The organism is Flavobacterium cupriresistens (genome assembly GCF_020911925.1).
Lineage (GTDB): Bacteria > Bacteroidota > Bacteroidia > Flavobacteriales > Flavobacteriaceae > Flavobacterium > Flavobacterium cupriresistens.
Window position 1 is genome coordinate 5,592,294 of the sequence record NZ_CP087134.1, and the last position, 23,287, is coordinate 5,615,580.

14 protein-coding genes and 3 tRNA genes are annotated in these 23,287 nt (G+C 35.2%); 8 read left to right on the forward strand and 9 right to left on the reverse strand.

From position 1 onward, the window contains the following. Nucleotides 1-41 precede the first annotated feature (41 nt). Nucleotides 42-2,411 (forward strand): GAF domain-containing protein, encoded by a 2,370-nt coding sequence (locus LNP23_RS22170; RefSeq protein WP_230002922.1) that lies wholly within the window; start codon nucleotides 42-44, stop codon nucleotides 2,409-2,411. 19 nt (nucleotides 2,412-2,430) lie between these two features. Here the strand turns inward: LNP23_RS22170 and LNP23_RS22175 are convergent, their stop codons facing one another. Then, entirely contained in the window at nucleotides 2,431-3,609 is a 1,179-nt protein-coding gene (locus LNP23_RS22175) for a Pycsar system effector family protein (protein ID WP_047778605.1), read from the reverse strand. Nucleotides 3,610-3,635: 26 nt separating this feature from the next. Here LNP23_RS22175 and LNP23_RS22180 point away from each other — a divergent pair, with 26 nt between their 5' ends. Next, entirely contained in the window at nucleotides 3,636-7,370 is a 3,735-nt protein-coding gene (locus tag LNP23_RS22180; protein ID WP_230002923.1) for a metallophosphoesterase, read from the forward strand. 579 nt (nucleotides 7,371-7,949) lie between these two features. On the opposite strand, the gene LNP23_RS22185 is transcribed toward LNP23_RS22180, so the two are convergent. Next, a complete protein-coding gene (locus LNP23_RS22185; protein WP_230002924.1) occupies nucleotides 7,950-8,810 on the reverse strand; it encodes an SdiA-regulated/phytase-like domain-containing protein in 861 nt (286 codons plus the stop codon). A 92-nt stretch (nucleotides 8,811-8,902) separates the two neighbouring features. Continuing rightward, nucleotides 8,903-9,955 (reverse strand): hypothetical protein, encoded by a 1,053-nt coding sequence (locus LNP23_RS22190; protein WP_047778602.1) that lies wholly within the window; start codon nucleotides 9,953-9,955, stop codon nucleotides 8,903-8,905. Nucleotides 9,956-10,071: 116 nt separating this feature from the next. Between LNP23_RS22190 and LNP23_RS22195 the strand changes: the two genes are divergently transcribed. From LNP23_RS22195 to LNP23_RS22205, 3 genes are read left to right on the forward strand one after another with little or no spacing between them, the layout of a single operon-like run. Next, nucleotides 10,072-10,983: an ABC transporter ATP-binding protein gene (locus LNP23_RS22195; protein WP_230002925.1), complete on the forward strand. Its 912-nt coding sequence runs from the start codon at nucleotides 10,072-10,074 to the stop codon at nucleotides 10,981-10,983. A 3-nt stretch (nucleotides 10,984-10,986) separates the two neighbouring features. Then, nucleotides 10,987-11,823 carry an ABC transporter permease gene (locus LNP23_RS22200; protein WP_230002926.1) on the forward strand — a complete coding sequence of 279 codons (837 nt, stop codon included), beginning with the start codon at nucleotides 10,987-10,989 and terminating at the stop codon, nucleotides 11,821-11,823. 15 nt (nucleotides 11,824-11,838) lie between these two features. Continuing rightward, nucleotides 11,839-14,178, forward strand: a complete 2,340-nt coding sequence (locus LNP23_RS22205; protein WP_230002927.1) for a T9SS type B sorting domain-containing protein — start codon at nucleotides 11,839-11,841, stop codon at nucleotides 14,176-14,178. A 535-nt stretch (nucleotides 14,179-14,713) separates the two neighbouring features. Here the strand turns inward: LNP23_RS22205 and typA are convergent. Continuing rightward, nucleotides 14,714-16,510 (reverse strand): translational GTPase TypA, encoded by a 1,797-nt coding sequence (typA, locus tag LNP23_RS22210; RefSeq protein WP_047778597.1) that lies wholly within the window; start codon nucleotides 16,508-16,510, stop codon nucleotides 14,714-14,716. Nucleotides 16,511-16,678: 168 nt separating this feature from the next. Here typA and LNP23_RS22215 point away from each other — a divergent pair, with 168 nt between their 5' ends. Beyond that, nucleotides 16,679-18,391: a PAS domain-containing sensor histidine kinase gene (locus tag LNP23_RS22215; protein WP_047778596.1), complete on the forward strand. Its 1,713-nt coding sequence runs from the start codon at nucleotides 16,679-16,681 to the stop codon at nucleotides 18,389-18,391. A 4-nt stretch (nucleotides 18,392-18,395) separates the two neighbouring features. Next, nucleotides 18,396-18,809: a response regulator gene (locus tag LNP23_RS22220; RefSeq protein ID WP_047778595.1), complete on the forward strand. Its 414-nt coding sequence runs from the start codon at nucleotides 18,396-18,398 to the stop codon at nucleotides 18,807-18,809. A gap of 1,003 nt (nucleotides 18,810-19,812) precedes the next feature. On the opposite strand, the gene rpsT is transcribed toward LNP23_RS22220, so the two are convergent. The 5 genes from rpsT to proS all read right to left on the reverse strand — a co-directional run bounded on the left by rpsT (nucleotide 19,813) and on the right by proS (nucleotide 22,080). Then, a complete protein-coding gene (gene rpsT, locus LNP23_RS22225; protein ID WP_047778428.1) occupies nucleotides 19,813-20,064 on the reverse strand; it encodes a 30S ribosomal protein S20 in 252 nt (83 codons plus the stop codon). A 155-nt stretch (nucleotides 20,065-20,219) separates the two neighbouring features. Next, nucleotides 20,220-20,291: transfer RNA gene (locus tag LNP23_RS22230), tRNA-Glu, on the reverse strand. Nucleotides 20,292-20,335: 44 nt separating this feature from the next. Then, nucleotides 20,336-20,407: transfer RNA gene (locus LNP23_RS22235), tRNA-Glu, on the reverse strand. Nucleotides 20,408-20,450: 43 nt separating this feature from the next. After that, nucleotides 20,451-20,522: transfer RNA gene (locus LNP23_RS22240), tRNA-Glu, on the reverse strand. Between the two features lie 79 nt (nucleotides 20,523-20,601). Next, nucleotides 20,602-22,080 carry a proline--tRNA ligase gene (proS, locus tag LNP23_RS22245; protein ID WP_230002928.1) on the reverse strand — a complete coding sequence of 493 codons (1,479 nt, stop codon included), beginning with the start codon at nucleotides 22,078-22,080 and terminating at the stop codon, nucleotides 20,602-20,604. Nucleotides 22,081-22,182: 102 nt separating this feature from the next. Between proS and LNP23_RS22250 the strand changes: the two genes are divergently transcribed. Next, nucleotides 22,183-23,274 carry a hypothetical protein gene (locus LNP23_RS22250; RefSeq protein WP_230002929.1) on the forward strand — a complete coding sequence of 364 codons (1,092 nt, stop codon included), beginning with the start codon at nucleotides 22,183-22,185 and terminating at the stop codon, nucleotides 23,272-23,274. The last annotated feature ends 13 nt before the right edge of the window (nucleotides 23,275-23,287 follow it).

Consider the following 23,287-nt stretch of genomic DNA (forward strand, 5'->3'; position numbering starts at 1 on the left):
TTTAATTTATACTTAAATTTACAGCCTAAAAACAAATTAAAATGGATAGTCTTTTAAACAGCGAAAGTCCTTTCAAAACCATAATCTCCTTTCACAGGCTAATTGAATCTTTTGAGGAAATTGCCTTATCTAATGTTGATTATCGCTCTAACTACGCCAAAGCTATTTTGAAAGAAATAGAAACGATACCCGAGTTCAGAACCGGAATTGAAGATTTCAGCATCATTAAAAAAAATGAAGCTTTAATCAAAAACATATCAGCTGATTTATTCCCAACTGCTTTAACCAATAACGAGATAAAAGCGATTACAATCCCGTTTCAAAATATCTCCTTCAACTATACCGAGCGTTTCAAGAAAATTTTACGAAATGCGGGCGATGAATTTTATATGGAAATTCGTGATTTTGACAGTCATCAATTCTATATCAATAACTGTTGTTTAATTCTAAGCAGTTATTACAAACAAAAGATCGATTTTAATAAACCCTTCTTTTATGATATCCCAGATGAAGACGGTGTAGAAAAACATTATCGTATTTTGTACAATGCCGATTTTATGGAAATCACGCCAACAGAAAACGCATTACCGCTTACACAAGACGATATTGATCTGTTAATCGACAATTACAATGACATAACACTTTGGAAATCTAAGTTCCCACCCGGAAGTTGGACTTTGAAGGGTTTTGGAATTGTTTCTTTGTTTGATGCTACTACAGAAAGCGCGATCTCTAATTTAAAAAGTAATTTATTAAAACCCGATACACAGTCCGTTGCTACCAACGAAGTGATTGCTGCCATTTTTAGGTCTATTTTCAAAATTCCGGACCTTGAAGTTGGTTTTATAATTTACAATCCTGAAGACGAAAAATTTATCAAACCCGTAAAATACGACCATCAAATGCAAAGTTTTTTACTTTCGTCTGATCAGGAAGTAGATTGTAAAAATGCTTTTTTTGGCTGTTCTTTTGAAAATCTATTAGACAATAAAGAACCTTTTGTTATCTCTAATGTTACAAAATTTATCGAAGCATCGGAAAACAAAAAACTGGGCGAGCATTTGTTAAAACAAGGCATTCACAGTTGCGTTTTTGCACCGGTTGTAAAAGACGGGCATTTATTGGGAGTTGTAGAGCTCGTTTCTAAAAAACCAAGGGAACTCAACAGCATAAACGCTACCAAACTCGAATTGGTGTTACCGTATTTAACTGATACAATTGACCGCTATAATACCGACATGCAACATCAGGTTGAAGCGATAATTCAACGGGAGTATACGACGATTCATCCAAGTGTATATTGGAAGTTTAAAAAAGAATCTCAAAACTATTTTCAAAACACCAATCCGACCAAAGATTATATTTTTAAGGAAATTGTCTTTAAAAATGTTTTTCCTTTATACGGACAAATCGATATTAAAGGTTCATCGGAACACCGAAACGAAACCGTAAAACGAGATTTGAAGAATCAGCTGACTACGATTTTAGAAATTTTCGAAAACCAAAAGCCAAACACAAATCTGATGCTTTTGGAACAGCGTAAATTTGAACTGGAATCACTTCGCGACGAATTGGACCAGCCTTTAAAAGCAGATACAGAACAGCACATTCAGCGTTATATTGAGGAGGAAATACATCCGATTCTGAAAAACACAAAAAATACGGCTAAAAGTGAAAAACTGGAAGAATTGTATTTTGCGACTCTGGATCAAAAAACCGGAATGTTTTATCAGGAAAGAAAGAAATTTGATAATGCGATGTCAATTATCAATAAAAAACTGGCTTCGGTTCTGGACAGAAAACAAGTAGAAGCACAACAAATATATCCGCACTATTACGAACGTTTTAAAACGGATGGTGTGGAACACAATTTGTATATTGGAGCCTCGATTGCACCAACAAAACCGTTTGACATCATGTACCTTCACAACCTACGTTTATGGCAATTGCAGACCTTATGCGAAATGGAATTGGAGCATCATCAGCTGAAAGAATCTCTACCTTATGAATTGGATGTAACTTCTTTGATCCTGGTATTCAGCGCAGCGATTTCTATCCGCTTCAGAATGGATGAAAAACGTTTTGATGTTGACGGGACTTATAATGCCCGATATGAAGTTGTAAAAAAACGTATTGATAAAGCCAACATCAAAGGAACAAAGGATCGTATTACAGAGAAAGAAAAAATTACAATTGTATATTCTCAAAACAGCGAAGAAACAGAATATCTAAAGTATATTAAGTACTTACAGCACAAAAAAATACTTGAACCTGCCATCGAACAATTTGAAGTTGAAGATTTGCAAGGGGTTTCAGGCTTGAGAGCCATTCGCGTAAAAGTGATTAACAACATTGCGAATACAAACGCAAAAAAAATCACTTATCAGGATTTATTAGATGAGCTCAACTAATTTTTAGTTGAGCTTTTTTTTAAAGATTTTTAAACGCTACTACAAACGCAATAACCGTTATAATAATTCCGAACATAAAAAAGTTGTACGCAATTCGGAGTAAATTATACTTACGCTGTAAAACTAATCCCAAATAATACAAGTCCTTGATCATGGTTGAATACAAATAATCACGGTCCTTCATCATTTCATTCATAGCCCAATCATAGTCTTCAAGAGGCATTTTGTAGAAATTTCCAAAAAACATCAGATTTACTTTTTTTGCTTCTACATCATCTCGTGTAAAAAATCCTGAAGTTACTTTTGGTCGTGTTGACAAAATCGCAAAAATGATCGTAATCACACTTGACATCAGCATGACAAAAGTCGGGATTACTAAATGTACATTTTTTGGGCTGTCTAATTTTGGAATAATCGTAGAGAGTGCGATCGAAATAATAATCGCATTTACAGACAATAAAATGTTGGCCTTACTATCTGCAATACCACTTAAACGGGTATGATTTCCTAGGGTAACGCGAAACAAGGTATCGATTCCGCGATCCGGTTTTTCAATCTTTTCTCTCTTTTTTTCTTCGTCCTCAAGCTCTTTTACCTTTTTCAGTTCCTGCTTATTGATTCTTTTTTGAACCATGACGATATTTTTCTCTTTTAATGGCTGCCACTTTTTAATAGCATAATCGGTATAAAATCGATGTTTGTTCATTAAAAAATTCAAATTTTCCCTCGCCCAATCCAGGTCAGAAAAAGAAAGATTCATGCTGTTTTTTAATTCAAAACGCAATAATTCGCAAGTCGACTCATATTCTAAACTCGTAATATGAACATAATCGGCATCTTTAATGATCTTTTCTAATTCAGTTTGTGGCACATATTCTTTTACGGTAGCCAAAATCAATTTAGAAACTTCATTTATAAATTCATCAGACTGCCCTTTCTCTTTTAGAAACATTGTGGCAATCTTTACGCTTTCACTTTCGTGGTTTACAACACCGTTTACATAACCGGTATCATGAAACCATGCCGCTACCAAAAGTAAATCTTTCTCTGCCCCATCTACATTTTCCTTTGCACAAAGCTTATTAACAGCACTTATTACATTAAAAGTATGGTTAATATTATGGTAAGAATATAAATTAGAAAGTTTATCTTTGAGTAATTTACTAACGAAATCTTCGGACTGTTCTATTAGATTCATAAAGAATATTTTAATACTACGAAATTATGAAAATGTTTTCGGATAATCCTTTCATTACTATAATTAAAAATTATTCCACTACTTTAACTTTGCTGCTTATACTAGGCTCATGTGCAACACATAAACCTCAATACGGGAAAAATGTGAGTGCCAATAAAGACGAAAACGCAACCGATACCATAAAAATTGCGCATACTTTTTATTTAGTGGGCGATGCCGGCAATGCAGATCAGGTACAAGCACAACAAACGTTGGAATTATTGCATGAAAAACTAAAAAAATCAAGCAAAAAAGCCACTTTACTTTTCTTAGGGGATAATATCTATCCAAAAGGTTTTCCTAGTAACGACAATGCTGCTGAGAAGGCTTTAGCGGAAACAAAACTTACCAACCAATTAAAACTAACAGAAGGATTTAAAGGAAAAACCATTGTAATTCCCGGAAATCATGATTGGTATAATGGCATTAAAGGGCTGGAACGTCAGGCTGCTTTTGTAACCGATTATCTTAAGGATAAAAAAGCATTCCTACCCCGAAAAAGCTGTGCAATCGAGGATGTTAAAATCGACAGTATCACCACGTTGATAGCTATTGATAGTGAATGGTTTCTGGAAGATTGGGACAACCACCCCACTATCAATGACAATTGCGAAATCAAAACCAGAGAAGCGTTTTTTGATGAACTGGAAAGCCTTTTGAACAAAAATCAAGAGAAGACTGTAATCATTGCCCTTCATCATCCTCTGATGAGTAATGGATCGCATGGTGGACAATTTTCATTAGAAAAACAATTATTCCCTTTAGAGCAAAAAATTCCGCTTCCGATTATAGGTTCTTTTATCAATTTGTTGCGTCAGACCTCCGGGGTAAGTCCGCAGGATATTCAAAACAAAGAATATACAATTTATATCAAACGGATTAAAACCCTTTTGCAAAAGCAAAAAAATGTGATCGTAGTTTCAGGACACGATCACAATCTGCAGTATGTCAATAAAGAAAACATCAAACAGATTATCAGCGGTGCCGGCTCCAAATCTGAAGCTGCCAGAGCGATTAACGCCAATGATTTTTCGTATGGTGGAAATGGGTATGCTACGCTGACTTTGTTTAAAAGCGGCGATGCTAAAGTGACGTATTTTGGAAATGAAAACAATACAGAAAAAAAACTTTTTGAACATGAAATTATAAAAGCAAAAGAATTTAACTGGGCTTCTGAGACTCCGAATAATTTTCCGCCCACCTTTACTACTTCAATTTATACTAAGGAAATGACCCGAAAGAGTTTCGTTCATTCGTTTCTATTCGGAAAACATTACAGAAAATATTACAGCCTGCCAATTGAAGCTAAAACGGCCACATTGGATACGCTTATGGGTGGTTTGAAACCGATTCGCGAAGGTGGTGGTCATCAATCTATTTCATTAAGAATGTCTGATGCTAAAGGTCGCGAATATGTAATGCGTGCCATGAAAAAAAGCGCTACGCAGTTTTTACAAGCTGTAGCTTTTAAGGATCAGTATATTGTAAATGATTTTCAGGATACCTATGCTGAAGATTTCTTGTTGGATTTTTATACAACTTCTCATCCTTATACACCCTTTGCGGTTGGTGAAATGGCAGATAAATTGAATTTACCACATACTAATCCGGTTTTATATTATATTCCAAAACAAAGCACTTTAAAAGAATACAACTCCAATTTCGGTGATGCTTTGTATATGGTGGAAGAACGACCTGCTGACAACCATTTAGACGTTAAAAGTTACGGAAATCCAAGCGATATTATCAGTACTACCGATATGATGCTGAATCTTCACAAGGATGAAAAATACAGTGTTGATGAAAACGAATACATAAAAGCCCGTTTGTTTGATATGCTTATTGGGGATTGGGACAGACATAGCGATCAATGGCGTTGGGGCGAATATAAAAAAGACGGCAAGGTAATTTACAAACCGATTCCGCGCGATCGTGATCAGGCCTTTTCAAAATACGACGGAGCTTTGCTTTCGTTGTTAATGAACATTCCGGCACTTCGTCATATGCGCACTTTTAAGGATAAAATCGACAACGTTAAATGGTTCAACAGAGAACCTTACCCGCTTGATCTGGCTTTTCTAAAAACTTCGAACGAAAAAGACTGGCTCGCGCAGGCAAAATTTATTCAGGAAAACTTAACCGACAGTGATATCGATCATGCTTTTAAACAACTGCCAAAAGAAGTTCAGGATCAAACCATTGAAGAGATTAAGGAAAAACTAAAGAACCGAAAAAAGGAGCTTGCTCAATATGCCTCTACCTATTTTAAAGTTTTGAGTCATACGGTCATGATTGCCGGAACAGACAAAAAAGACAAATTTATCATCAATCACAATGCCGCAAAAAGCATCGAGATTCAAGTGTACAGAGTTAAAAAAGAAGGAGATGATTTAATTTACACCAAAAAGATCACCGACGACAAAACCAAAAATTTATGGGTGTATGGTTTAGATGACAACGATACTTTTCAAGTAATTGGAAAACACAAATCAAATATAAAGATTCGTTTAATTGGAGGTCAGAACAATGACATTTACAACATTGAAAACGGAAAACGAGTGATTGTGTATGATTTTAAATCAAAACAAAATACTTATAATTTAGATTCTAAAACACAAACACAATTGACTGACGATTATGATGTCAATTTATACAATTACGAAAAACCCAAATACAATGTAGTTTCGGGGCTTCCAAACATTGGTTATAATCCCGATGATGGTGTAAAATTGGGTTTCAATTTAAATTATACCGTTAACAATTTCAAACAGAATCCGTACACGCAAAAACATATTTTAAACGGTTTTTATTATTTTGCTACGGGAGGTCTGGAATTTACTTATGATGCACATTTCCCCGGATTATTAGGAAAATGGGTTATTGATGTGGAGTCAAAATACACCACACCTAATTTTGCCATCAACTATTTTGGTTACGGAAATGAAACCCAAAATAAGGATCAGGAATTTGACATGGATTACAACAGAGTCCGCATTCAGCAATTTAAAGTCGCAGGAGCCATCAGACACGTCGGTCGTTACGGAAGTGAGTTTACTTTCAAACCCTTCCTGGAACAAATGAAAGTGGAAGAAACCAGAGACCGATTCATAAACGTACCAAACAGTATCAATCCTGATGTTTTTGACAGTAAACTTTTTGGAGGTGTAAAAGTGAAGTACAGTTTTAGAAATTCGGACTTTAAAGCAAAACCGACTTTAGGAATGGCTTTTTCTATTGAAGCGAGTTGGACTGCCAATTTAGACGATGCGAAACAAAACTTCCCATCGTTAGAAAGTATTTTAGGTTTTACGCATAAAATTGACAAAAACGGAAAACTGATTTTGGCCACTTACCTTAAAGGAAAAGCGATTCTAAATGACAATTACGAGTTTTATCAAGGAGCCACTCTCGGAGGTGATAAAGATCTTCGCGGTTATAGAAACGAACGTTTCTTAGGAAATTCTTACTTCTCTCAAAGCAGTGATTTAAGACTTTCTATTGGTAAAATTCAACGCACCATTGTACCATTAACCTACGGAATTCTGGCCGGTTTTGATTACGGAAGAATTTGGCTAGACGGAGAAAACTCCAGAAAATGGCACCAGGATTACGGCGGTGGACTTTGGATCAATGCAGTAAATACAGTCACAGCAAGAATCTCTTATTTCAAATCCCCTGACGAGGTGGGTAGAGTAATTTTTGGGGCGGCCTATAGTTTTTAGCTTTCTGAGATACTGAGGCTCTAAGCTGCTAAGTAACTAAGTTTTTTCTTTGTGAAATGTGAAATACGAAATGGGTATATCTCAATGATATAGACCCTTTTTAGAATAATGACGTAAAAATCAAAAACAAACAATAAATACATTTTGTTTCACAACTCACATTTCACATTATATAATTTTTGGAGCGGCTTATAGCTTTTAGCTTTCTGAGGTGCTGAGGCTCTAAGGTGCTAAGTAACTAAGTTTTTTCTTTGTGAGATGTGAAATACGAAATGAGTGTATCTCAATGATATAGACCCTTTTTAGAATAATGACGTAAAAAATCAAAAACAAACAATAAATACATTTTGTTTAACAACTCAGATTTCACATTTTCTAATTTTCTAATTTTTGGAGCAGCTTATAGCTTTTAGCTAGGTTCAAAAGAACAGAGGGACAAGGGTTTCTTTATAATTAAAAAAGTGAGCTATGATCTGGCAATTACCATTTCATAGCTCACTTTTAGCTTTTAACATAGGCATGTAACCATTCCCATTTCACATTATCCCGTTTTCTAATTATCTAATTACCCTCCCCCAACTACTTCAGCTTAAACTCATAAACCTTACCTCCTACTTTGTTTGTTTTTTCATCGGCGATGAGTAAGGTCGTATTGTCTTTGAAAACGATGGCTTCTTTTTGTGAAAAATCATTCAGTTCTATTTCAGTCTGCGAGCCTTTGTGGAATAAATCCCCTTTGAATCCTTTGAATAGAACAATTTTATCATGACTTAACAGCACCACTTTTTTTCCGTCAGGGCTTATTGTTGCACTTGTTAAAACGCAATGATTGTAGTTGGCACAGGTTTTAAATTCACCAATTTTAGTGGCTTTTTGAGTTCCTGCTGCATTTGGGATTTTATAGATAAAAACGGTACCGTCAAAGCCTTTGCTTCTGTTTTTGGTGAAAAGATAAAAGTTGTTCTGATATTCGAAGAAACTTTCAACATCAAAAAACAGTTCTTTTTTCTTTGGAGGAAACTCGGTTTGTTCTGGATACGAAAAGGAAATTTTATATTCTGAAACGGCATTTTCTTTATTCAATTCGTTTTTAGCCAATTTATAAATACACAAGTCTTTGCGTTTATTATCGTTATTTCCAAAATCTCCTATGTAAATATTTCCGGCCTGATCTTTTGTAATATCTTCCCAATCTACATTTGTGGCGTTGGTAACGGTAATGGTTTTATTTATTTTGCCCTCCGCATTTAATGCGTAGATTTTATTGGCATTCCCGCTATCTTCCAAAGTATAAATCAAATTAGATTTAGGAAAATAAGTAATCCCGGAAACTTCCTTAAGCTTTTTCGGAAGCGAAAAAAGCGTTTTTAAATCATTGCCTGATTGTTGCTGACAAGCTAATAAAACAATTGAAACAGCAAGTAGAAAAAATTTTCTCATAAAATAAATATTTTAAAGTTTTTGCCACAGATTAAAAGATTACAATGATTAAAAAAATCCTTTAAATCTGTGCAATCTGTGGCAAACTAATTTTAAACTAAATTCGTATTTTTAAAATTACGCGTAATAAATTCAAAAGCGGCAAACATAATATGCCCCATCGATCTGGCATTTTTAAATTTCATATCATTAGTATAACGATACAATTCCATTTTTAGTTGATTCAAATGTTCTTCTGTCGAAATCGTGTCGTGACACATAATATTCAACAACTTTTTCATTCGGTTCTCGGCAGAATGAATACGTTTGGCCAAAATAGCCCTTTCCTCATCTTTATACTGAAGGATCGAACGTTCTTCTAACTTTTCTTTAATCAATTTAATCATCGGATAGTTTTCCTTAAAAAACTGAGGACGATAGACCTTAAAATTTCCTTCGTAACACTGCTGATCAAAATCTATCGGACGGATTTTATAAACCACCTGATCAAAATCATGAATCGGTACAATCACATAATTATACGCCCTCATGTCTCCCAAAAGCCGAATCATGCAGCGCTCATTAAACTTTACGAACTCTTTTGCTATCTGAGATTTTTCCATCTCTGTACAATTGTGCAACAACGTATCCATAAAGACATCACCGGGAATCCCGATAATATGCTCTTCGATTAGAGTATCTTTATAAACCAAAAAGTTGATTTTGTCCGGCGAAAGAATATCTTCCAATTCCAGTCCGTAAATCCTCGAAGCATCCGCTTTTTTAATATAAAAATGAACGTAATTGTCATTGAGAATATTTCGGACTTTTATCCGGAATGGTTTCGAATTTCCGAAGGTACAGTAATCAATCGCATCAATATTCAAAAACTGTATGATCTCGCTATTTCCATCAGAATGTAAAAGGGAATAAATTTTCTTTAAATTTAAATCGATTTCATTTCTTTCAAATTCATTGTAGTACACCCGAATCCATAAAGTGTCTGTTTCATTTTTATCATAGACATTTACCGAACCGGAAAACCGCAATAAATCATCATAGAACACTGATACTTTCGAGATTCGTTCGTATCGTTCCAAATAACTTAAAAGAGAGGGTAATAAAGGATAAGATGGTTTTTTTAAGACCATTAAAGGCTCGCTCATTTTGAATATCTTTAATACAAATTTACAGTAAATTATAATTTTAAACACATAAATAAAATTTGACGTAACAATAAACAACTTGAATCGTCATACTAAAAACTAAAACCGAAATAAATTTGGAAACCATTCTTACTATCGAAAATCTTCACAAAAGATACGGCCGCATTCAAGCCTTAAAAAATGTATCTTTTGAAATACAAAAAGGCCGTGTTTATGGCATACTAGGTCCCAATGGAAGTGGAAAATCAACCACCTTGGGTATTGTCCTGAATGTTGTAAACCGAACATCAGGGAGCTACAGTTGGTTTAACGGACAAATCCAGACCCACGATGCCTTAAAAAAGGTAGGTGCCATTATAGAAAGACCGAACTTTTACCCCTACATGACGGCAGAAGAAAACCTGAAATTGGTTTGCAAAATAAAAAGCATTGATTATTCTAAAATTAATGAAAAGCTGGATTTAGTAGGTCTAACGGAAAGAAAAAACAGTAAATTCAGCACTTTTTCTTTAGGAATGAAACAACGTCTGGCTATTGCTTCGGCGCTGTTAAACGATCCTGAAATTTTAATTTTAGACGAACCAACAAATGGTTTAGACCCACAGGGAATTCACCAGATTCGTGATATTATCCGAAAAATTGCTTCACAGGGAACTACTATTTTACTGGCTTCCCATCTGCTGGACGAAGTCGAAAAAGTATGTTCGCATGTAATTGTACTGCGAAAAGGAGAAATCCTATACTCCGGTTCTGTTGACGGAATGTCTTCTAACGAAGGCTTTTTTGAAGTTCAGGCCAATGATAATGAAGCCTTGAAGAACGTGCTGCAAGAACATCCGACCGTAGACCATGTGGTCGAAGAAGAAGGAAAGGTTTTGGTATACCTAAAATCCGATTTGTCTGCCTCTGAACTAAATTTGTATTTATTCTCTAAAGACATTGCACTAAGTCATTTAGTAAAACGCAAAAACAGCTTAGAAGCCCAGTTTTTAGAATTAACCAAAAATACCACTCCAAAAAACAACTAAACCATGAACAGACTTATCTCTATAGAATTGCAAAAAATCTGGAAAAACAAAGCCAGTCGTGTCTTAACGTTAACCTATTTCATTTTACTTTCATTCATTGCCTTAATTGCTTCGATTAAATTTGATATTGGTGTTTTTAAATTCCATCTGGCTGAAATGGGAATTTTCAATTTTCCATTTATCTGGCATTTTAACACTTATATTGCGGCATGGCTCAAGTTTTTCCTCGCCATTGTTATTGTTTCTATGATGGCTAATGAATATAGTTACGGAACTTTAAAACAAAATCTAATTGACGGTTTAAGCAAAAAAGAATTTATATTATCTAAATTTCTAACCGTTGTTGTTTTTGCATTGTGCTCTACCATTTTTGTCTTTGTGATGAGCTTAATCTTAGGATTGTGTTTTTCCTCATATAACGAATTCGGAATTATTTTTACAGATCTCGATTACCTCTTAGCCTTTTTTGTAAAACTAACGGGCTTCTTTTCCTTCTGTTTGTTTTTAGGAATTTTGGTAAAACGATCTGCATTTGCGTTAGGCTTTCTTTTGGTTTGGTTTTTTGTAGAAAGCATCATTAAAGGAATTTTAGTATTCCAAATTTTCCCTGAAAGCGAAACAGGTCATTATATCACACAATTTCTGCCTCTCGAAGCTATGTCTAATTTAATCAGTAATCCAATTCCCAGATTATCTGTAGTGAAAAACATTGGAAATCAAATAGGGATTGATACTAATGTCGATTACAGCGTTCAATACCTTCCTATATTGATTGTTTTAATCTGGACATTTATCTTCGTCTATTCTTCATACAAATTATTAAAAAATAGAGATTTATAGTATATTTGTTATACTATGAACTATTTAAAAAACATTTTATTAGTCTTATTTATCAGTTGCGCATTTGCGAAAGTAAATGCGCAAAACATTACTATTGACGATCAAAGAGATCCTACGTTTCTCATTGAAGACGTTTTAGTTACCAGCTCTTGTGCTGCTGCTACCAACGCGACAGGTTCGGGGGATACGTTTAGACCTGGAAAAAAAAGTTTTGCCTATTTTAACAGAAATGGAAGCAATTTTCCTTTTGCAGAAGGAATCGTAATAGCAACATCAACCGCTCAAAGCGCCATAGGCCCCTATGTAAGTAATGTTGTAAGCAGTGATAGTGATAGCTGGATAGGGGATACTAATCTGGATCAGGTACTAGGAATTCAGTCTGTAAATGCAACAGTGCTGGAATTTGATTTTGTTGCTACCGCAAATTCATTGAGTTTTAATTATATTTTTGCTTCAAACGAATACCAATACGATTATCCGTGTCAATATTCGGATGGGTTTGCTTTTTTAATTAGAGAAGCCGGAACAAGCGATCCCTACACAAATCTGGCGGTATTACCCAAAACTACTACACCCGTTTCTTCTGTAAACATTCGTCCGGCAATTGGTCCCGGAGTGCGACCAGGAGGGATTGCCTATACGGGTTGCCCTGCTTCAAATCTAAACTTTTTTAATGGTTTAAATACCAATACCAGTCCGGTAAATTACGCAGGACAAACGGTAGTTATGACCGCTCAGTCTACTGTAGTCTCAGGAAAAACATACCATGTAAAATTAGTCATAGCCGATGATCAAAATAAAAATCTCGAGTCAGCCATTTTTCTGGAAGCCGGAAGTTTTCTTTCGAAAATTGACTTAGGCGAGGATCGTACGATTGCAGCCAATAATCCTGCCTGTTTTGGAGAGAAAGTACTCTTAGACTCCAAACTGGACATCGCAGACTATAATTTTAAATGGTATAAAAAAGAAGACCCAGCCACTATTCTGGGCACAAACGCAACTTTTGAAGTGACTGATGCCGGAACTTATAAAATTGAAGCTTCACTTAAAACAACAGGCTGTACAGCCTATGGAGAAATCAAAATTGATTATGCTCCCGAAATACTTTCAACAAATACTCTTCTTTTACAATGTGATGATGATACCGACGGTTTTTCAATCTTCAATTTGACCAAAGTAGATAATATTATAAAAAACAATGTTTCGACCATTACAAACAATGGGTATTACGAATCCCTGGCTAATGCACAAGCTAAAACAAACGCCATTGCAAATCCGGGAAACTATATCAATAAAAGCCCCAATCAAATTATCTACGCCAGAATTGAAAACCAATACAAATGTTATAAAATTGTCGAAGTCACTTTACAAATTGCAACCACAACAATCGCTGATCAAAATCCAATAAAAACCTGCGACGATGATGGTAATCCTGATGGGTTCTATCAATTTGATCTTAAAGCACAAGTGAACCCACAACTTACCACAGGTTTACCAAGCGGATTAACTCCTTATTATTATCTCACTGCAATTGATGCTATAACGGAAGTAAATGCGTTACCAAATCTCTTTAAAAACACTACGGCGTATTCCCAAACCATTTATGCAAGAGTGGTCAATGGAGCCGATTGTTATGACATTACCCCAATTACTTTGGTTGTAAATGTTTTTGATCCGCCAAATTTTGAAGATGAGACCGCTTATTTATGCAAAGGAAATCAGGTTGACCTGGTAGCAGATCCCGGTTTTAGCAGCTACGTTTGGTCTACAGGAGATACAAGCAATCGTATTACCGTTTCTAATCCCGGAGATTATTCGGTAAAAGTGACTGATGTAAACGGCTGCGAAAAAACTAAAAAATACAAAGTAACCTTATCTGAGCCGGCTGTTATTACCGATGCTATTATTAAAGATTTCTCTGCGAATGATAATTCAGTTCTACTAAAATATACCGGAGTCGGAAACTATGAATTTTCGTTAGACGGAATTTCTTTTCAAGACGACCCTTTATTCACAAGAGTTAGCCCGGGAATCTATAATGCCATTGCGAGAGACAAAAACGGTTGTGGTAGTTCCAATTTATTTTTGGTCTATGTTTTAGACTACCCAAGATTTTTCACTCCAAATGGAGACAGTCATAATGATTTATGGCTAATCGAAAACTTAGATCAACTTCCCAACTACACCATTTCTATTTTTGATCGCTACGGAAAATTATTAAAACAAATGAATCAAAACAGCTCAGGCTGGAATGGAGTATTCAACGGCCAGCAATTACCCGCAGCGGATTATTGGTTTGATTTAAACTTCATTAATGGCAAAAATGTTAAAGGGCACTTTAGTCTTAAAAGATAACTTTTAATAAATTCCAATCTTTTTAAATTCCAAATTCCAATATTTATTGTAAAAAAAGAATTCCAAATTCTAGAGATCATCATAGTCTTAAAAGATAACTTTTAATAAATTCCAATTTTCTTAAATTCCAAATTCCAATATTTATTGTAAAAAAAGAATTCAAAACTCTAGAGGTCATTATAGTCTTAAAAGATAACTTTTAATAAATTCCAATCTTTTTAAATTCCAAATTCCAATACTTATTAAGAACGAATCCCAAACTCCAGAATTGGAATTTGGGATTTTTTATATTGGATTTTAAACCTCTACCTATGTTTCTGTCATTTCGAGCGAAGTCGAGAAATCACATCCAATATTCGACAAAGATTGGCGTTTTTCTTTACGGAATTTCTTGTGTGATTTCTTCTTACGTCGAAAGGACAAACTGAATTTTAACATCCAATTTTCTAAATTCCAAATTCCAATATTTGCTGTAAAAAAAATCCCAAACTCCATAGATTGGAATTTGGGATTTTTATATTGAAATTTAAATAACTTAGAATTTAAATCTTTTTCTATCAGTTTCTGTCAAGTAGATTTTTCTCAAACGAATAGATTTTGGAGTAACCTCTACATATTCATCTTTTTGAATGTACTCTAATGCTTCTTCTAAAGAGAAAATGATTGGAGGAATAATTCTCGCTTTTTCATCATTTCCAGAAGAACGAACGTTAGATTGTTTTTTCTCTTTCGTTACGTTTACACACATATCATCACCACGAGAGTTTTCTCCAATTACCTGACCTTCATAGATTTCAGCATTTGGCTCAACGAAGAATTTACCACGATCTTGTAATTTATCGATAGAATAAGGAATAGCTTTTCCTTTTTCCATAGAAATTAACGAACCTTTGTTACGTCCTGAAATTTCACCTTTGTAAGGCTCATATCCAATGAAACGGTGTGCCATTATAGCCTCACCAGCTGTTGCAGTAAGTAATTGGTTACGCAATCCAATAATTCCACGAGATGGAATATTAAATTTAACAATCATACGTTCCCCTTTAGTTTCCATACTCAACATTTCACCTTTACGCATGGTAACAAACTCTACCGCTCTACCTGAAAGTGATTCCGGTAAATCGATTGTCAATTCCTCGATAGGCTCACATTTTTTACCATCAATTTCTTTGATGATAACTTGTGGTTGTCCGATTTGTAACTCATATCCTTCTCTTCTCATTGTTTCAATAAGAACAGATAAGTGAAGTACTCCACGACCAAAAACCATGAATTTATCAGCAGAATCAGTTTCACCTAACTTCATAGCTAAGTTTTTCTCTAATTCTTTTGTCAATCTTTCTCTAATATGACGAGAAGTTACAAATTTACCTTCTTTACCAAAGAAAGGAGAGTCATTAATAGTAAACAACATACTCATTGTTGGCTCATCGATAGCAATAGAAGCTAAACCTTCAGGATTTTCAAAATCAGAAATAGTATCTCCAATTTCGAAACCTTCAACACCAACAATAGCACAAATATCTCCAGCAATTACTTCAGTTACTTTTTTACGTCCAAGACCTTCAAAAGTATGTAATTCTTTAATTCTTGATTTTGATACAGTACCATCTCTTTTTACCAAAGAAATTGGCATTCCTTCTTTCAAGACACCTCTTTCTAAACGACCGATAGCGATACGTCCTGTAAAAGCTGAGAAATCTAAAGATGTAATCAACATTTGAGGATTACCTTCTGATACTTTAGGAGCTGGTACATTTTCAACAACCATATCCAATAATGCTTCAACATTATCAGTTACGTTTTCCCAATGGTCAGACATCCAGTTATTTTTAGCAGAACCATAAACGGTTGGGAAATCCAACTGCCATTCTTCAGCACCTAATTCAAACATTAAGTCAAAAACTTTTTCGTGAACTTCTTCAGGAGTACAGTTCTCTTTATCAACTTTGTTGATAACTACACAAGGCTTAAGACCTAAGTCAATCGCTTTTTGTAATACGAAACGCGTTTGTGGCATTGGACCTTCAAAAGCATCCACTAGCAAACATACACCATCGGCCATGTTCAAAACACGTTCTACTTCACCTCCAAAATCCGCGTGGCCAGGAGTGTCAATAATATTGATCTTTGTTCCTTTATATTGAACTGATACGTTCTTAGAAGTAATAGTAATACCTCTCTCGCGCTCTAAATCGTTATTATCAAGAATTAAATCACCTGTGTTTTCGTTGTCACGAAATAATTGACAGTGATACATAATTTTATCAACCAAAGTGGTTTTACCGTGATCGACGTGGGCAATAATTGCAATGTTTCTAATAGATTCCATCTGTGATTTTTAATGGGTGCAAAGGTACACTTTATTTTGATATAAAAAACGTTTCTGCGATAGTTTGCGTACAGACAAGCAATTAGTTGTTTAAATCAATGTAAATTTACCCCTCAAAATGAACTTTAATTATTGTTTAATTATGGTTAATTTAACTATATTTGAGTGATGAAAAGTAAAACTCTCCAAATTACTCTAATTTATATTATCATTTCGTTATTTATGGCTATAATCTGTCATAAACTACTCGCCAGCTTCATTTCCTCCAAAGAAAACTTTTATTTATTTTTCATTAAAGACATTTTATTCATACTTATAACTGGTCTTATTTTCAAATACATACTAGCAAAAAACGAAAGTAAAAATGTTGCCGTTTTTGAAAAATTAAAGAAAACAAACGAAGACATTAAAGAATCGAACGAAAAATATGACATTGTAGCAAAAGCAACAAGTGATACCATTTGGGACTGGAAAATTCAGAAAGACAGCATCGGATGGAACAAAGGAATAGAAAGCGTTTTTGGATACAACCATAAAGAGGTAGGCAAAACATCAAAATGGTGGTTTGATAAAATCCATCCGGAAGACAGTATCAGAATGTCTATTAAACTTTATTCTTTTATTGAACAAAAAACCGAAAAATGGCAGGATCAATATCGTTTCAGATGCGCAGACGGAACTTATAAATATGTTTTAGACCGAGGGTTTTTATTGAAAGATGAAAACGGCAGAGCCATCAGAATGATTGGAGCTATTCAGGACATTACAAAACAGAAAGAAGAAGAACAACGATTGAAACTTTTAGAAACGGTAATTACACAATCTAAAGATTCGATCTTAATCACAGAAGCCAATTCAGCAAGCGGCAGAATTCCTAAAATAGTTTACATCAACCCTGCCTTCTCACAAATGTCGGGTTACCAACCCAATGAAATAATAGGAAAATCAACAAACATTTTCAACAAAGGACCAAATTCAGACTCAGATGAGTTGAAAAAACTATTAAAAGCGATTAAAAACGAAGAGGAATGCCTGATCGAAACGATAGGCTACACCAAACAAAAAGAAGAATATTGGGTTCGGTTTTCCATGATTCCGATTTTCAATAACGAAGGCGTTATTTCCCACTGGATCTCCATTCAAAGAGACATTACAGATGAGAAAAAACTAGAAACAGAGAAAGAACATCTTATTCGTGAACTAACACAAAACAACAAAGATTTAAAACAATTCTCTTATATAACATCTCATAACCTAAGGGCACCACTCTCTAATCTAATCGGGCTTTTAAACCTGATCGAGGATATTCCGATTGAAAATCCTGAACTCGAAGAAATCCTAGCCGGTTTCAACAAATCGACACATTTATTAAACGAAACGATAAACGATTTAGTAAAAGTGATCATCATCAAAGACAACCCTTCGATGCAAAAAGAAGAAGTTTCTTTGAAAGAAGTTTTTGAAAACGTCTTCAGTCAACTGTCTTTTCAGATCGAACTACACAAACCAATTATCAAACTCAAATTCGACAGAGTTCCTTTATTAAACACAAATAAAGCTTATATTGAAAGTATTTTACTCAACCTGTTAACCAATTCCATCAAATACAAATCCGAAAATAGAAAGTTAAAAATATCTATTATCGCCGAACAAATTGACCACAAAGCTATATTAACCTTTAAAGACAATGGAATCGGAATTGATCTGGAAAGAAATAAAGACAAAGTATTCGGGCTATACCAGAGATTTCACAATTATCCTGACAGCAAAGGCCTGGGCTTATATCTCGTAAAATCACAGGTAGAAACCATGGGAGGAACAATAAGCATCGAAAGCGAAGTCAACAAAGGAACTACATTTACAATAACATTTAAAAATTAACATTATGCTTGAGCAAATTTTATGCATTGACGATGATCCAATCACGTTAATGTTATGCAAAAAAGTAATTTCAAAATCTTCATTCTCAAATGAAATTATCACAGCACAAAATGGCGAAGAAGCACTACACCACTTTAACACCTTAAAATACAACAACTGCAAAAACAAAGTCAACAAAAAACCGGAATTGATCTTTTTAGACCTTAACATGCCCGTTATGAGCGGATGGGAGTTTCTGGACCACTTTACCTCTCCGGATTATGCCGAATTCAACACAGCCAATGTCATCGTATTATCTTCCACAATTGACCCTGAAGATTTAGCCAAAGCAAAAAAATATCCTATTATCATCGATTTTCTTTCCAAACCTGTCACACAACCGATGCTGGAATACCTAAAGAAAAAAATTGCGCCTTGAGGGGCTTATTTTTTTTAAAATTCCAAATTTTTTAAATTCCAAATTCCAATGGGAAGGTAAATATGGGTGAACTTAGAAAGGGTCGTTTTTTTTCTTATCTACTCTGCTCTTTCTTCAAAAACGATACAATACAGAACACTTATTGACGATCTTATACTTTTCTATCATTGCTTTTTAAGGCCTTATTCCTCAACTTCTCTCTTTGACGATTTCGCAAAGACGCCAAGCCGTAAAGTTTTCCCTTCTTATTTTTAAGCTCTATCCTTCTGTTTTCCGATTTTTCACCTTGTGTTTCTCGAAACATCACAGAACCTCAAAGTTTTTCTACTTTTTCATTAAAACTTTTTGATTTTGCGACTTTGCGACATTTTTTACTCATTTGCCACGAATTACACCAATCCGCACGAACTATTTCGGATCAAGACACATTGTTTCGGGGAAATAATAAAACCTCACAGAGTCACTAAGGCTACAAAAGTCAGACACTCACTTTGTCTTTTTTCACGAAGGTGACCCGAACGAAAGCGAATAAACCAAATAAGTCTGCCTTTGCTGAGCTTGTTTTTACGGAGTTTCTTGCGGAGATTTCTCCTTCGTCGAAAGGGCAAACTGTATGTGTGTGTGTGTGTGTGTGTATTAGATAAACTAAATTCTCACATCTATTTGTCCTTTTTAGATTAACGAATATATAAGCTTAATTTTTGATACTCCACAGGTTTTCGTGTCGATCCATTATTTCTTTGCCACAGATTTTTAAGATTAAAATGAATTTCTTTTTTTTATTTAATTCAATAATCATTGTATTTATGTAGCGCAAACCAAATCTAAAATGAACTTACATCACTTATATGGTTTAGACACACTTTTACTTAATCTCAATTTTCACACCTGACCCATTAAAACTTTGCGACTTTGCGAGATTTTTACTTTTTTTTCAAATTTCACCAAACAAAAAAAAGCCCTCCAGAAGAGGGCTTTTATATTTTTAAAAAATTGTATTTAATTACAATTTAGCAACATGTTTCGTTAATTTAGACTTCAAGTTAGAAGCTTTATTATCATGAATGATGTTTTTCTTAGCTAATTTATCAATCATAGAGATTACAGTTGATAATTTTGAAGCTGCATCAGATTTCTCAGTAGACAATCTTAATGCTTTAATTGCATTACGAGTAGTCTTGTGTTGGTATCTGTTAAGAACTCTTCTTTTTTCGTTACTTCTGATTCTTTTTAATGCTGACTTATGATTTGCCATTTTTTCTTTAATTTTAGATGTAATAATTATTATAAATACTAGTTAAAAAAGAAAAACCTCCCACAATTGCAAAACAATCACTTTGGTTTTAACTAATAAAATAAAAATCGAGACACCAACTCTTATTTTATAAAACTAATTTACAACTAATTTTGTAGTCTGTAAGGGAATCGAACCCCTGTTACCAGGACGAAAGCCTGGAGTCCTAACCCCTAGACGAACAGACCAGCTTTCTTCTAAGTTTTCTCCAATTGTAATCAATTGAAATTTGTAGCCCGTAGCGGAATCGAACCGCTCTTACATGGATGAAAACCATGCGTCCTAACCGATAGACGAACGGGCCATAATAACATCAAGTTAAATAACTTATTTCGCAAAAAAAATAGTAGCCCGTAGCGGAATCGAACCGCTCTTACATGGATGAAAACCATGCGTCCTAACCGATAGACGAACGGGCCTGCTTCTCTAATGCGGATGCAAAGATACAACTATTTTTAAGTTGCACAATAGCTGAAGCAAAAAAATGTTATTTTTTTTTTAATAAGCCTTAGCAAACAGTACTCTTCGGGCCGATTTCTCTCCTGTTAAAACACAGATTCCCAGCTCCTCAACGGCGTCCAAAGGAATACAACGAATTGTCGCTTTTGTAAGGTCTTTTATTTTCTCTTCAGTAGCCGCAGTTCCGTCCCAATGTGCTGACACAAAACCACCTTTACCATCTAAAACTTCTTTAAACTCCTCAAAGCTATTTACTTCCGTAATATGTGTATTGCGATATTCTAAAGCTTTACTGAATAAATCGTTTTGAATCTGCTCCAAAAGATCATTTATATAATTCACGATTCCTTCAGCAGCAACCACTTCTTTAGTCAAAGTATCTCTTCTTGCAACTTCAAAAGTACCATTTTCCAAATCTTTTGGTCCTACAGCAATTCTAACCGGAACTCCTTTCAATTCCCATTCCGCAAACTTGAATCCTGGTTTTTGAGTTGTTCTGTCGTCATATTTAACCGAAATCTTTAATTTTCTAAGCTTAGCTGTCAATTCATTTACAGCAGTAGTAATTTGCTCTAACTGTTCATCTGTTTTATGAATAGGAACAATAACCACTTGTATTGGCGCTAAATTAGGAGGCAAAACCAATCCTTGGTCATCAGAGTGCGTCATAACCAACGCCCCCATCAAACGAGTAGAAACTCCCCAAGAAGTCCCCCATACATGCTCTTGTTTCCCTTCGGCGTTAGCAAACTTCACATCAAATGCTTTTGCGAAATTCTGACCTAAAAAGTGTGACGTACCAGCTTGTAAAGCTTTTCCATCTTGCATTAATGCTTCAATACAATAGGTTTCATCTGCACCGGCAAAACGTTCTGTTTCGGTTTTTATACCTTTAACAACCGGAATCGCCATGAAGTTCTCTGCAAAATCAGCATAAACATTCATCATTTTTTCAGACTCTTCTAAAGCTTCTGCTTTTGTAGCGTGAGCCGTATGACCTTCTTGCCATAAAAACTCAGCTGTTCTCAAAAACAAACGCGTACGCATTTCCCAACGCACCACATTAGCCCATTGATTAATCAACAAAGGCAAATCTCTGTACGATTGCACCCATCCTTTATAAGTAGACCAAATAATAGCTTCACTTGTTGGACGAACGATAAGCTCCTCCTCTAGTTTCGCATTTGGGTCAACCATTAGTTTTCCGGGTTTATCCGGGTCATTTTTTAATCTATAATGTGTTACGATTGCACATTCTTTTGCAAATCCTTCTGCATTTTTTTCTTCAGCCTCAAACATGCTTTTAGGCACGAATAGAGGAAAATAAGCATTCTGATGCCCTGTCTCTTTAAACATCCTGTCTAACTCAGCCTGCATTTTTTCCCAAATGGCGTATCCGTAAGGTTTGATAACCATACATCCTCTAACTCCTGAGTTTTCAGCTAGATCTGCTTTTACAACCAGCTCGTTATACCATTTCGAATAATCTTCTGATCTTGTAGTGAGGTTCTTACTCATATTGAATAGTTTGGCACAAATTTTGTTTTATTATTTTTTAACTAAATAGTTTGACAAAACTAACTATTTTTGTAATGTGCAACAATAAAAAACACCACAGATATGAAAACTTCTCTTTCACTCCGCCAAAACTCAAGTTATTTTTACCTAATCGGATTATTGAGTTTTCTAGTAACATCGTGTGGTTCTTACCAAAATACGTCTTATCAAGATAATGATGGTGTTTATGGTACTACACGAAGCACCTACGCACAAACAACCACCACTAATACGAATAATCAATATAAAGATTACTTTAAATCGCTGCAAGACGACAATCAGTCTACCGAAATTTTTACAGACGTAGACAATTATGGTAATTATGCTGAAAATGACAGCACACAAACCGCAGCTACATCATACCCAGCCTGGGGAAGCAGCACCACAGAAGTAGCGATCAACTATTACCCTGACACTACATGGTCATGGGGTCTTTCTATGGGATGGGGTTACCCTTACTACGGATTAGGATGGGGCTATGGTGGCGGTTATTGGGGTTATCCCGGATATGGATGGGGCTACCCTGGATATTGGGGACCTGGTTACGGATGGGGAGGCTATCCCGGATACTGGGGCGTCGGATACGGATATAACAATTATGCTTATAACTACGGAAGAAGAGGTTCTGCAGCTTACTACGGCGGAAGAAATTATGGCGTAAACAGAGATTACACCAACAGAGGTTATACTGACAGAAGCTACAGCAATAGAAACTACACCAATAGAAGTTATACTGACAGAAGCTACAGTAACAGAAACTTCACCAACAGAGACAATAGCAGCCGAAATTTTACAAACAGAAGCTATAACACGGACAGAAGCTACTCTAACACAAACAGACAAAATAACTATACCGACTATAGAAGAAGTTCTACTGTAAACGGAAGAACAACAACGAATCCTACTTTTACAAACAGAACGTACTCACAAGGTCAGAGTAATAGCTACGATAATTCAAACAGAAGATCGTATAACAACAACAACACAACAACCCGAAACTACAATTACAATAACGGCAACAACAGCGCTCCAACGAGAAGTTATTCTCCAAGTCCATCACGCTCAACGAATAGTGGTGGTGGAAGCATGAGATCTTCTGGCGGCGGTGGCGGTGGCGGTAGATCGTACGGCGGTGGCGGTGGCGGCAGAAGATAATTTCTCTTCTGTT